Below are 12,430 nucleotides of genomic sequence, written 5' to 3' on the forward strand. Positions count from 1 at the left end.
ATATAACTATGAAGAAAAAGGGGAGTATTAGATTATGTTAAAATTTAATTGGAAACGCCTTGGCTTAGTTACTGGGCTTTCATTAACTTTATTTGCAGCTGGATGTGGGTCAGATGATGAATCATCTGATTCAAAAGAAGGAACATCTGGCGAAGGTGAAAGTAAAGAAATAGAATTAGTCTATGTAGAGTGGGATTCTGAAGTAGCTTCTACGCATGTAATTGGAAAAGTATTGGAAGATCAAGGCTTTGATGTTACGTTAACCCCACTAGATAATGCCGTTATGTGGGAAGCGGTAGCCAATGGAGAGGCAGACGGTATGGTAGCAGCATGGCTTCCTGGTACACATCAAAGTCAATATGAGCAATATGGCGACCAAGTAGTAGAACTAGGCGTAAATTTGGAAGGTGCAAAGATTGGCTTAGTTGTACCAGAATATATGGATGTCACTAGTATTGAGGATTTAGATAAACAAGCTGATCAAACTATTACTGGTATTGAGCCGGGGGCAGGTGTTGTAGCTGCTTCAGAAAAAGCGGTTGAGGACTATGAGAACTTAAGTAATTGGACTGTACAGACCTCTTCAAGTGGTGCAATGGCAACGGAGTTAGGGTCTGCGATTGAAAATGAAGAGGAAATTGTAGTAACAGGTTGGACGCCGCATTGGAAATTTGCAAAATATGACTTGAAATATTTAGAAGATCCAAAAGGTTCATTTGGAGAGGCTGAAACCATTGAAACGATGGTGCGTGAAGGATTGGAAGAAGATATGCCAAATGCGTACCAGATTTTAGATCAATTCAGCTGGACGGCTGAAGATATGGAAGCTGTTATGCTTGAGATTTCAGATGGCGCTAAGCCTACAGAAGCTGCTGCAAATTGGATAGAAGAAAATCAAGATAAAGTGGATGAATGGCTAAAAGGTGTAGAGTAAGTTGAAATGTATTTTGTTTAAATAACAGCCACAAAGAAATATATATGTGAAGCTGATACTATCCTGTATCAGCTTTCTAATAAAAATTAGTATAAGGAATAAGGAGAGGGTTTAGTGCAGAAAGCAAATGGCTGGAGTAAACTGTTATTATTTAGTTCAATTATTGCCGTGATGCTACTAGCGGCTTGCGGTTCTGAGGAGAAAGAAGAAGGCAATGCAGAAGGGGATTCAGGTGAGACGAATTATGGCGAAGAAATAGATTATACGATCACGGGGATTGAGCCCGGGGCAGGGATTACAGTAGCAACAGAGAAGGCGATAGAAGAATATGATAGTTTGTCAGGTTGGGAGCTTGAACAGTCTTCCACGGCAGCCATGGTAACGGAATTAGAAGAAGCAATTGCAAGTGAAAGCCCAATTATTGTGACCGGGTGGAATCCACATTGGAAATTTGCAAAATTCGATAATCTGAAATACTTGGAAGATCCAAAAGGTATTTATGGTGACGTAGAGGTTATTAAATCACTAGCAAGAAAAGGGCTGGAAAAAGATAAACCGAATGCTTATAAGCTAATTGACCAATTTGAATGGTCTGTAGAAGATATGGAAGGAATTATGTATGAAGCTTCTGAAAGCGGGAAAGAAGTTGCTGAAGTAGCAAAACAGTGGGTTAAGGCTAATCCGGATAAAGTAGAAGCGTGGACAGAAGGGGTAGAAGATGTGGATGGTGTTGAATTCGAACTTGTTTCTACACCTTGGGATTCGGAACGAGCTTCGGCGAATGTTGTCGCTGAAGTCATGCGTCAAAAAGGGTTTGAAGTGACAATTACTCCTGTAGATGTCGCCGTCATGTTTGAAGCAGTTGCTAATGGGGACGGAGATGCTACATTAGCTGCTTGGATGCCAGCAACTCATAAAGATTTTTATGAGAAGTTTGAAGATGATTTTGAGGATTTAGGAGCAAATTTAGAAGGGGCAAAGATTGGTTTAGTTGTACCTGATTATATGGATATAGATTCTATTGAAGATATACAAGCTAAATAGATTTCTAGAAACAGAATGAGCTATGAAATGCTCGTTCTGTTTTTATGAAACAAGGATGTACTCCAGTCTAGACAAGGGAATATAAGAAAAACTTGGTTAGTAAACAAACTTTATGGAAAAAAATGTATTTTTATTTAAAGCCCATGCTGGAAATTTCACCACTTTGCATATACATATAAAAAGCTTTCCCTTTTGAGAAAGCTTCCCACCAAATATCCTAACGTTTATTGTTTTTTTATTTTATTTTCAAGGTCATTTAGGCTGGATTCAATTTGCGCCAAATATTGATGAATATTCTCTTGATGAGGCTCTACAGTTGTTTTCCATTCCGATACCGATTTTTTCATATCTTGCGTGAGTTCTTTAATTAATATGGCGCCTTCCTGTGAAGTTTCTTTAATTTGATTCTTTAATCGAACACCATCCTGTTTTAAATGTAAAAGCATATCTTTCCACTCCATACCTTTTTCCTTCATTTTCACCCGAAGTTGTTTTCCAGAAGCTGGTGCACTTAGCAGCGTAACAGTTGCACTTACAGCACCACCGACTGCAATTCCTAACCATAGTGATTTCGCATTTGTCATTCATTTATCGCTCCTTTCTATTTGTTTAAGAGTTAAAAGGGACTTTCGTATATTTTGTACTGTAGAAAAGTATAAAATATAATTTTTTATACTAGAGGAAAATATGAAATTTTAAGTGTCTTTAGTATAAGCCAAGTTTTTTTAAAGGTTTATCGTACAACAAAAGTGGTGGACGTCATCGTAAAAGTTTGGCAATAGGTTTCGTTTTCTACGAACAAATATCGTTAAACTTCGTATGTTTTGAAAACAAAGGCGCAAGCGCCCGGTTAGCAACGTAGCGAGTGGAACGAATCAACTGAGATAAAGGAATCACGGTGAGGAACGAACCGATGATGACTTATCGTAGGGCGATTTCGTGAAGTCGCCTAGTTGCTGGGCGCTGGAGCCGGACGGAGCCTATTCGGTTATTTGGTTACGCCATAGCACCAAATTTTATGCTTTTTTATCTTTTTTAAAAAATCCCCTGGACAATCCAGTATGCCAGAGGATTTTAATTCATGTCATCATTAATTGCGGTGTTCTTTTTAAAATCCTTTGTACAATTGGATAAACAACAGCAATAAGAATAGAGTTTAAAAATGCTGCTGGCAATACGGCTATGCTAAACATCGCTATGAATGAACCCTCCATAATTCCAATTAAAAAGAGTGCAACGCTTAAAAATATCGCACCTGAGATCATTGTCCCAATTGCAGTTAAAATAACTGCTTGTGAAAGCGGGCGCAATGTTTTGGAGATAACGAAGAATAAACTAAGGAAAATAATAGCAGTAATAGGTTTATCAATCATGTTAGCTATTTGACCGCCGGGTGCACTTGTTGTTAAAGCAGATATAGCTCCAGTAGCAATGGAAAGAATAATGACGTATTTCAGTTTAGGAAATAATAAAATTCCTAAAAACATCATAGAAAGCAACATATCTGGCTTCACTCCAAAAATAACTGGTGGTACAATAGCATGCAACACAGCGCCAATCCCTATCAGTAGCGATAAAATCATTAAAATTCGAATATTCATTTGTAAACTCTCCTCTACTCAACTTTTCTCAAACTATCATTCCTCAATTGTACAACTCTTTGCCAATTGCAAGAACTTACGTTTATTATAACAAAGAATTTATAAAATAAAAAGCTGTAAAAAACACTTATTTCCTTATTAAAATGCAATCCTTAGTATGGAAGGATAATAAATATGGTGGAAGTACGTCTTAAATAACCTTATATACTCAGACGTTTAAAAACCAGTGAGTAGGAGGCTCACTGGTTCTACGATTTTAATCCATATGGTTTGTTATCGTTCCGGCGATTTCTTGCAAATCACTCGCACTATAATCATCGGAGTGTACTTTCCAATTAGAGGAAAAGCCGTCGTTTTTTCCGTATCGTGGAAGAAGGTGGATATGTAAGTGAAAAACGGATTGATCGGCTGGCTTTTCATTATTATTAAGTAAGTTCATCCCAATTGGCTCATAAGCTGATTTAATTGCATTCGCCACTTTCGGCACCTTTTCAAAAAGAGCTGCGGCAACGTCAGATGGAGTTTCATAAATGTTTTTAACATGTACTTTAGGAATAATTAATGTATGCCCCTTTGTAACTTGACTGATGTCTAAAAAGGCATATACATGCTCATCTTCATACACTTTAGCTGAAGGAATTTCTTGATTAATGATTTTACAAAATATACAATCTTCATGACTCATTATGATCTCCCCTTTCTTTTCGATATTATTTCTATTGTATATAGGAATGGATGAGGTTGTAAAGCAAACCCTTTAACTTATTAAGGAATGTTAACTAGCAAAAATTCGCTAAGAACTTTTTGTTAGAACATGATGTATAACGTTATCTAAGCGAGTCTTAGTAAGAGTAAGAAGCACTGCTGGTTTCTTACACTATAGAAAAGTATAAGGTTTTTTGTTTATAGTATAAGAAAAACAAAGGCTTGTCGCCAAGTCTTTCTAATAAAATACATATTTATCCGGAATATAAGGTCCCACAATAATTGGAAGCTGTGAGCTGAACAAGTTTAAGTAGGAATAACAGTACCTAAACTTCCATTTCGTTTTATCTAAAAAATCAATGAAGGATAAAAAACGCACACGAAGATTCACTTTATCATATGAAAAAAGAAAACCAGCCCCCTAGGAGGAGACTGGTTTGAAGGCATAAAGGATAAAGCCTTTGCTTAAAGGCAGATTGTAAAGGCAATAAGCAATTCAGCATGGTTGATGTTTTACAATTTCCTTTAATGAACTTCTCAGAAGAAGTGGCTTAATGAGTTAATATGGCATGTTAATTGCCGTTTGCAAACACCTCATTTGTGTTATTTTTTGAAACACAGTTAAATATCGATCGCAGACACCTCATTTTCATGAAGGTTAGTTCGAAACTTAGCTCATTTCTCATTAAACACGCAAATTGTTTGCTTAATAACTTTTTTAATCCTTTTGCCTACAATGATTAGTCTGTGCAATGTGCTAAGAAATATACATAGGAAAAATAAAATTTTTTTGATGCTAAGCATGTATGGTTTTTACACTTGTTCTTGCGATAAGTTCAGGCTGTAGACAAGTATTTTGGGCAACAGTATCTTTTTTTTGTATTTTTTGAAACAATTGCTTGAAAGCAGTTTCACTTAATTTCTTTACATCTTGTTTAACAGATGATAATTCAACACCAAATAAGTAAGGATAAATGGTGTTATCATAGCTGATAACAGAGTAATCGTCGGGTATTTTTTTGTTCTTCTCATAAATGCTATGAATGAAACCAAGCGCCATCATATCATTTGTAATAAATATAGCTGTTACATCCTTGTTTATTATTTTTTGGCCCGCTAGATAACCACTTTCTTTTTTATAATCACCAGTTACAATGTTGTTATAATCGATTGGAATATTAAATTCTTTTAAAGCCCGCAAATACCCGTTTAAACGAAATTGTCCATTAATAAAACTGGAACTGGCAATGCAGGCGATTTTTCGATGGCCATTTTCCAATAAGTATTTCACAGCTATATAAGCTCCATATTCATTATCAAACCAAACTTTATCACAAGATAGGTCAGAAAACACACGATCCAGCAAAATATAAGGGACAGTGAGTTGCTTTAATTTTTCGATGAGCTCTGGTTTTTTTAGCCATGATTCACTGGCCGGGATAAGAAATATACCTTCTACAGCACGCGATAATAATAAATCCAGTAATGCGATATCATTTTCAAATTGGTCATTGGAATTCACAATAATTAATGTGTAACCGTGCATACGGCATTGCATTTCGATATGTTTGGCTAAAGAAGAAAAGAATATATTTTCAATGTCAGGTATAATTAAACCGAACGTTTTTGTTTGTTTTGTAACAAGGCTTCTTGCTATTTGATTTGCAGTATAGTTCAGCTCTTTGGCAATTTGTTTAATTTCAGCTTTTTTTTGGTCGGAAATCCGGCTCGGTCGATCATTTAATACTAATGAAACGGAGCTTGGAGAGACACCAGCTTTCTTGGCAATATCTTTAATAGTTACTTTCACTAAAAATACATCCCCTATAAATTTAATCGCTTTAATTTTGGCTTGAACCAAAAACTTTGATGGAATAACTAGATGTAAGTGAGCTTGTGAGTTCAATTCAAGGTTAATCTGTAGCATTTTGCTATCCTCTTCTTGTTAAACTTGTCGCATTTGCAAGGAATTTGCTTCAGAGAGATCACACAAAGAAATTGTAACATTCATTTTCGAATACTCTCTGTGCGCTACTTCCCCCTTAAATCTAGTGATCGCTATATTACCATCTGTTTAAGGACACTTCACCTTAATATCATTTTACTAAATAAAACAGGGAATGTCTTATTTATAGCCTAAGAAAAAACGACAGCTTCTACTATAAAAAATTGCCTATAGAAAGATGACCATTGAAAGAACGAACATGAAAACGACGCCGGAAATCATTGGCACAGATGTACGTTTGATAATATCTAATGGATCTACTTTTAATGTGCCGGCAATAATTAATACAACAGCTGCTACAGGAGATACTGCACGGAATAGGTTTCCAGCAAGTCCCATTGGTATGGAAATAGCCACTGGACTTATTCCTGCTGCTTCTGCTAATGGAACCATTAAAGGAATCATTGCAAAGAATAATGCAATACCACTTCCACTTAATAAGACGATAAGCGCAGTAAAAAGCACTAAAATTAGTGGTAAGATAAAATCTAACCCTTGTCCGTGAAAGTTTTGCATAGCCGTCTGTAACGTGTCTAACAAGCCGATGGACTTTAAACCAGTAACAAACACGGAAGCTGCAACAATAAGCGCTACGATAGGAATAGCTTTCCCCATCCCTTCGAAAAACTTCTCTGTGTTTGATAAAACCGCTTTATCACCTTTTTTACGTATTAATTCACAAACAACAGCGATGATTAGCGAAAAAAGCACGGAATTTTCTACGCTAAGGGAGATCGTTGCATTTATAGTCATTTCCAAGATAAAAGAAATAAGCAAAAGGACAATTGGAAAGATAGGTAGTAATGCATATACAACTTTGAATAATTTACCACCAGTTATTTCCTCTATATTTTCTAATTCCACTTCCTCTTTCGCTTGAGAAGCTAACGTTTTTTTATCCATCCGTTTTTGCCAAAAATAATGAACTATTGCTATGAATATTAACGTTGGTATAGAGATAATAGCGTGGTATTGAAACACGTAATCGGTTACAGATAAGTCAGTAAAAGCAGCGAATTTCGCCAACTCTTCCGACACGGCGACGTTATCACTTCCTAATGGTGTTGGAATTATTGTAGCTGAAGTAGCGATAACTGCAGCTATACTTAGTACCGACATTCCAGCTCGCTTTAACACAGGATATAAAGTAGCCAATAATAAAATAGCTAATGTGGAAGCGCTTGGAATAACGAGCGATAATAAGTTTCCGAGCAAAAACACTGCTGGAACTAAAAAATAAACAGATTTAATCTTACTAATTGGTTTTGTTAGAACTTGTACAGTAACGTCGTTCGCACCAATTGAAGACATATATGCTGTATATCCGCCAAGCATGAGGATAATAAGTCCTGCTTTCGTAAAGGTTTCCTTAAATTGCTGAACAATAACTTGCAATGGGTCTAGTAATGTAGAACCGGTTGTTTCAAAGTCGGCTATAGGAATTTCATTGCCCATACTCGTCCCTATAAATATTAAAAGTATACCAATCGAAAATAAAGCGACTTTTATGTCCATTTTCTTTACTAGCATATAAATGACGATAATAACAGCTAGGATTGCTGAGCTATACATAATTAAGTTATCTGTCATGGTGTATCCTCCTGTTTGAGTTGTTTAGTTGCATTTTTGTAAACTATCCAAAAACCATCCTTTAAATAATTTTTCATCAATGTCTAAACAAACGGTCGCATTACTTGGCATATTTAAGTATCCTTTCAAGTCAGTAACAGTACACCCCTTTGATAAGGAGCCATTTAGCTCAATACCTACATAAGCTTTTTGTGTCGTGAACATCTCTGGACATAGCAAGTAGGCTATAGCACAACTGTCATACATTTTTAGTCCAGTTTTCATACTACCGCCACGATATTTTTGGAATAAATGGTAAATCATATGACCTGTTTCGTTTAATGTTTTCAATTTTTCACTGTCTTCAGGGTAAACGAGTGCTTTCCAACCGACATCTAATCCAACCATTACAATGGGCACGCCACTGTTAAATACAATACTTGCGGCTTCGGGGTCAGCATGAATGTTAAACTCAGCCATGACTCCAGAATTCCCTCGCGTTGTAGATCCGCCCATTAATACGATTTCTTTAATATTTGTTTTCACTTCTGGATACAATCTTATAAGTAATGCGATATTGGTTAATGGTCCAATGGGTACAAGCGTAATTGGCTTATTGCTTTGAAGAATGGTTTTGTACATCGCGTTAACAGCATGCTCTTTTAATAAGAGATTTTCGTTAGGCTCTGGAAAATCATAACCATCCATACCTGTTTCACCATGAACATTACTCGCATCTATCGGTTCTTTAATTAGTGGTTGCGCTGCACCAGCAGCAACAGGAATTTCTTTTTTGAAAAATTGTAAAAGTCGTAACGTATTGTACGTTACTTTTTCGAGACTTACATTACCAGCAACTGTCGTAATCAATTTAATATCTAATTCTTTACTATATAATGCGGCAGCAAGGGCTACAGCATCGTCAATTCCTGGATCTGTATCAATAATAATAGGTGTTTGGTTGTCATTCATCAATATCTACTCCTTTACATATTTGGAATCAATTATATCTTGTCTAGTAGGTATGGATTTCTGCGCACCGGCTTTAGATACGGTTAACGCGGCGGCACACGTAGCATATTCCATACTTTTTTGAATTGTTTTTCCATGAGAAAGTTCACAGGCAAGCGCCCCAATATAAGTATCTCCAGCAGCGGTTGTATCTACAGTATTTACAGAGAGACTAGGCACGAAATGGATGGTTGTACCTTCACCAACTATACTCCCTTCCGCTCCTAAGGTAATCAGTACTGCATGAACTCCTTGTTGCTGAAAGTATTGTATTGCTTTTCTGTATTCGCTTTCTTCGGATGGGTATATTCCCGATAAAAATTCACATTCTGATTGATTAATGATAAGTAAATCAATATGAAGATAATTGGCTTTTGTAATATGTTTAGCTGGTGCAGGGTTTAATATAGTGAAAAGTCCTTTTTTCTTTGCAGCTTTTAGTGCGTGCAAAGTCGTTTCGTAATCGTTCTCAAATTGCGTTAAAAAAATATCTCCAGGACGACCGATATCTTGAAGCATTTTGTTGACGTCTTGGAAATCAACGTCGTCATTCGCTCCTTTGTCTAAAATAATTCGATTGTCTCCATCATTTCTAATGATCATGGCAATTCCGGTCGTTATATGTCGGCTCATCTTTATATAATCACAATTCACATTATATTTTGTTAGCGTTTCTACTAATTTGTTCCCATATAAATCTGTGCCTACTGCTCCTGCTATCCAAGTATTTGCTCCACTTTTAGCGGCAGCTACAGCTTGATTTCCCCCCTTACCTCCAGGAGATAGGAAAAAGTTTTTTCCTTGTATCGTTTCTCCGTTATTTGGAATGCGATCGGTATAAATGGAAAGGTCCATATTTAAGCTTCCAAAAGTAAGTACTCTTTTCAATATATTCCCTCCTTTACGTAAAAAATCTTATGATAAAACGTTTTATCATAATAAATATACAACGTGTACATAAAAAGAGTCAATACAAATATCGAATTTTGTCGAATGGATGTTAAAGTTTTTTTGAATTAATAGTAGGAATGCGTAAAAAAGAGAGGAAGATATAGAAAAGCTGGCCTTATTTAAGGACCAGCTCTTTTGAAGGAGAGAGTTCTTATGCATTGTGAAGTAAACAGTACACTTCATAGAGCGGGGTTTGCTTCATAAAGTTGTTTACATGATCATTAGTTAGTTCCAGCTAGTGGAACAGCATAAAGACTGGACAACGTATCCTTTAAGAAACAAATTACTAAAAAGAATCTGTGCAGACAGTTAAGACTGTATACATTTTTCTTGTATTAATAAATTGTTTGGAGGATATTTATAAGAACTTTTTCTCCTTCGCTACTTATTATTAGCAGTAATCTACAAAATATACGTACGTAAAAAATATTTTTTGAGCTATAAGAACCATTATGACAACATGTATGGAGAAGGTAACATTTTACTGTGAAATTTTTCGTGACAAAGGCAAACTTATATTTGTCGAAAAAAAGCATACTGTTTACTTTGTTTTTTATATTGAGCAAGTGCTAAAATATAAACAAGAAGAGGAGGGGCATTTGTGGAATCTTTACTACATATTGAAAACCTTTATGGAGGATATACGCATAAGCATGTGTTACAAGGTATTTCCTTTACGGTACATACAGGTGAAATTGTTGGGTTAATTGGTTTAAATGGAGCTGGAAAAAGCACTACTATTAAACATGTTATCGGGTTAATGCAACCAAAAAAAGGGACGATTACTGTAAACGGAAAAACATTTCAAGAAAATACGGAGACATACAGGAATCAAATGGCTTATATTCCTGAAATGCCTATCTTATATGATGAACTGACATTGTATGAACACTTGCGTTTAACAGCTATGGCTTATGATATTCCGCAAGATATATTTGAAAAAAGGTTAGAGCCTTTATTAAAAGAATTTAGAATGGAGAAGAAGTTAAACTGGTTCCCTGTCCATTTTTCCAAGGGTATGCGTCAAAAGGTTATGATAATGTGTGCATTTTTAATTGAGCCACCATTATATATTGTAGACGAGCCTTTTGTAGGGCTTGATCCGTTAGGTATTCAATCTTATTTACAGCTAATGAATCAGATGAAAGAAAATGGATCGGGTGTGCTGATGTCTACCCATATTTTAGCAACAGCAGAGCGGTATTGTAATCGCTTTGTTATATTACATGACGGAACGATACGAGCTGATGGCAGTCTGGATCAATTAAGAGAGAGCTTTAAAATGCCCCATGCTACTTTAGATGATTTGTATGTACAATTAACAAAGGAAGAAAATGACCATGTTTAATTCTCACCATTTTTTCAAGGAACGGTTTTCAGCGCATTTAAAAGAGACAAGTCGTTATTTACGCTATATATTTAATGGTCATATAGCTATTGCAATGCTATTTTTCATCTCTGCGTTAGCTGTTTATTACCAAAAGTGGTTGCAAGAGATCCCAGATGATTTTCCTGCTGCTTGGGTTATATCCATTGTTTTTGGCTTGATAGCAAGTTATAGTCCGGTGCGCACCTTGTTAAAAGAACCAGATCTTGTATTTTTAATTCCAGCAGAACAGAAAATGAAAGCTTATTTTCGTAATGCTATTGCATACAGCTTTACGATTCAATTGTATTTAGTATTTTTAGCTGCTGCAGCTTTGGGCCCGTTATATACAACTGTTTTCGCTAATCGTGCTGGGGTTGTATATCTCATAACCATTGCATTGTTGCTTGTATTTAAATTCGCCAATCTAATTGCGAATTGGTGGATGCTCAAAGTGAGGGAACGTGATTCTCGGTTGATTGATACAGTCGTTCGTACTGTGTTAAATATAGCTGTCTTTTATTTTTTTATATCTGGCAGCATGTTATTAGCCGGTATCACAACATTGCTTTTTGCCATTGTGTTTTTGTATGATTATCAAATAGCGAGTAAACGTTCTGGATTACTATGGGATTTACTGGTGGAAAAAGACCAAAGTCGTATGCAAGCATTTTACCGATTAGCAAATATGTTCGCAGATGTACCTCATTTAAAAAGTCGAGTGAAAAAACGGCATTGGTTGGTCCGTATCGTTAGTCAAGTTCCTTTTACTCGAACAGCTACTTACGATTATTTATATCGAATCACTTTGATACGAAGTGGTGATTACCTCGGTATCTATATGAGATTAGTCGTTATAGGTGGGGTGCTTATTTATGTGATTCCACCATTATGGCTGAAAATTATCTTTGCTTTATTGTTTTTATATTTAAGTAGTTTTCAAATGATGACCTTATACCAGCATCACCGTACGATTTTGTGGCTGGATCTCTACCCGGTTTCCTTGCAAATTCGCCAACAATCATTATTAAAGTTACTATTGCAATTAAGTATTGTACAAGTGATTCTATTTACGGCATTGTTTATTGTAATGGGTATATATATAGGGGCCATGATAACATTTGCAGGTGGGATTATATTCTCTTGGTTGTTTGTAGATGGCTATGTGAAACGAAAGCTTACGTAAAAACACATGAGGGGTATGTTACCTCATGTGTTTTTTACGTTGCACTAGTCTAACATTT

General features: G+C 35.9%; 11 protein-coding genes. 4 read left to right on the forward strand and 7 right to left on the reverse strand.

The features are described 5' to 3' along the window. Positions 1-34: 34 nt before the first annotated feature. Both BUB45_RS05415 and BUB45_RS05420 read left to right on the forward strand, forming a co-directional pair. Complete coding sequence (locus tag BUB45_RS05415; RefSeq protein WP_073006083.1) at positions 35-934, forward strand: glycine betaine ABC transporter substrate-binding protein; 900 nt, start codon at positions 35-37, stop codon at positions 932-934. 171 nt (positions 935-1,105) lie between these two features. After that, a complete protein-coding gene (locus BUB45_RS05420; RefSeq protein WP_073006217.1) occupies positions 1,106-1,978 on the forward strand; it encodes a glycine betaine ABC transporter substrate-binding protein in 873 nt (290 codons plus the stop codon). A gap of 224 nt (positions 1,979-2,202) precedes the next feature. Here BUB45_RS05420 and BUB45_RS05425 read toward each other — a convergent pair whose 3' ends face one another. From BUB45_RS05425 to rbsK, 7 genes are all read right to left on the reverse strand, one after another. Continuing rightward, positions 2,203-2,562 carry a YtxH domain-containing protein gene (locus BUB45_RS05425; protein ID WP_073006085.1) on the reverse strand — a complete coding sequence of 120 codons (360 nt, stop codon included), beginning with the start codon at positions 2,560-2,562 and terminating at the stop codon, positions 2,203-2,205. Between the two features lie 495 nt (positions 2,563-3,057). Further along, on the reverse strand, positions 3,058-3,579 hold the full coding sequence (locus tag BUB45_RS05430; RefSeq protein ID WP_073006086.1) for a tryptophan transporter: 522 nt from the start codon (positions 3,577-3,579) through the stop codon (positions 3,058-3,060). 256 nt (positions 3,580-3,835) lie between these two features. Beyond that, complete coding sequence (locus BUB45_RS05435; RefSeq protein WP_073006088.1) at positions 3,836-4,264, reverse strand: HIT family protein; 429 nt, start codon at positions 4,262-4,264, stop codon at positions 3,836-3,838. Positions 4,265-5,080: 816 nt separating this feature from the next. Continuing rightward, positions 5,081-6,211, reverse strand: a complete 1,131-nt coding sequence (locus BUB45_RS05440) for a LacI family DNA-binding transcriptional regulator (RefSeq protein ID WP_244527658.1) — start codon at positions 6,209-6,211, stop codon at positions 5,081-5,083. Between the two features lie 246 nt (positions 6,212-6,457). Beyond that, positions 6,458-7,879 (reverse strand): C4-dicarboxylate transporter DcuC, encoded by a 1,422-nt coding sequence (gene dcuC / locus BUB45_RS05445; RefSeq protein WP_073006090.1) that lies wholly within the window; start codon positions 7,877-7,879, stop codon positions 6,458-6,460. Positions 7,880-7,903: 24 nt separating this feature from the next. Then, the gene (rihC, locus tag BUB45_RS05450; RefSeq protein WP_073006091.1) at positions 7,904-8,830 is read right to left on the reverse strand and encodes a ribonucleoside hydrolase RihC; all 927 of its coding nucleotides are present in this window, start codon (positions 8,828-8,830) and stop codon (positions 7,904-7,906) included. Positions 8,831-8,836: 6 nt separating this feature from the next. After that, positions 8,837-9,757 carry a ribokinase gene (gene rbsK, locus BUB45_RS05455; protein WP_073006093.1) on the reverse strand — a complete coding sequence of 307 codons (921 nt, stop codon included), beginning with the start codon at positions 9,755-9,757 and terminating at the stop codon, positions 8,837-8,839. A 664-nt stretch (positions 9,758-10,421) separates the two neighbouring features. Between rbsK and BUB45_RS05460 the strand changes: the two genes are divergently transcribed. Both BUB45_RS05460 and BUB45_RS05465 read left to right on the forward strand, forming a co-directional pair. Continuing rightward, on the forward strand, positions 10,422-11,168 hold the full coding sequence (locus BUB45_RS05460; RefSeq protein WP_073006095.1) for an ABC transporter ATP-binding protein: 747 nt from the start codon (positions 10,422-10,424) through the stop codon (positions 11,166-11,168). Continuing rightward, the gene (locus BUB45_RS05465) at positions 11,161-12,372 is read left to right on the forward strand and encodes an ABC transporter permease (protein ID WP_073006097.1); all 1,212 of its coding nucleotides are present in this window, start codon (positions 11,161-11,163) and stop codon (positions 12,370-12,372) included. Before BUB45_RS05460 ends, BUB45_RS05465 begins: the two co-directional genes overlap by 8 nt. Positions 12,373-12,430: the final 58 nt, after the last annotated feature.

The sequence above is a fragment of the Virgibacillus chiguensis genome, assembly GCF_900129865.1.
Classification (GTDB): Bacteria; Bacillota; Bacilli; order Bacillales; family Amphibacillaceae; genus Virgibacillus; species Virgibacillus chiguensis.

What these genes read in the sequence shown, in the direction of transcription:
- BUB45_RS05415 (WP_073006083.1), top strand. Translation starts at nt 35, where the DNA reads ATGTTAAAATTTAATTGGAAACGCCTTGGCTTAGTTACTGGGCTTTCA.
- BUB45_RS05420 (WP_073006217.1), top strand. Translation starts at nt 1,106, where the DNA reads ATGCTACTAGCGGCTTGCGGTTCTGAGGAGAAAGAAGAAGGCAATGCA.
- BUB45_RS05425 (WP_073006085.1), bottom strand. Translation starts at nt 2,562, where the DNA reads ATGACAAATGCGAAATCACTATGGTTAGGAATTGCAGTCGGTGGTGCT.
- BUB45_RS05430 (WP_073006086.1), bottom strand. Translation starts at nt 3,579, where the DNA reads ATGAATATTCGAATTTTAATGATTTTATCGCTACTGATAGGGATTGGC.
- BUB45_RS05435 (WP_073006088.1), bottom strand. Translation starts at nt 4,264, where the DNA reads ATGAGTCATGAAGATTGTATATTTTGTAAAATCATTAATCAAGAAATT.
- BUB45_RS05440 (WP_244527658.1), bottom strand. Translation starts at nt 6,211, where the DNA reads ATGCTACAGATTAACCTTGAATTGAACTCACAAGCTCACTTACATCTA.
- dcuC (WP_073006090.1), bottom strand. Translation starts at nt 7,879, where the DNA reads ATGACAGATAACTTAATTATGTATAGCTCAGCAATCCTAGCTGTTATT.
- rihC (WP_073006091.1), bottom strand. Translation starts at nt 8,830, where the DNA reads ATGAATGACAACCAAACACCTATTATTATTGATACAGATCCAGGAATT.
- BUB45_RS05465 (WP_073006097.1), top strand. Translation starts at nt 11,161, where the DNA reads ATGTTTAATTCTCACCATTTTTTCAAGGAACGGTTTTCAGCGCATTTA.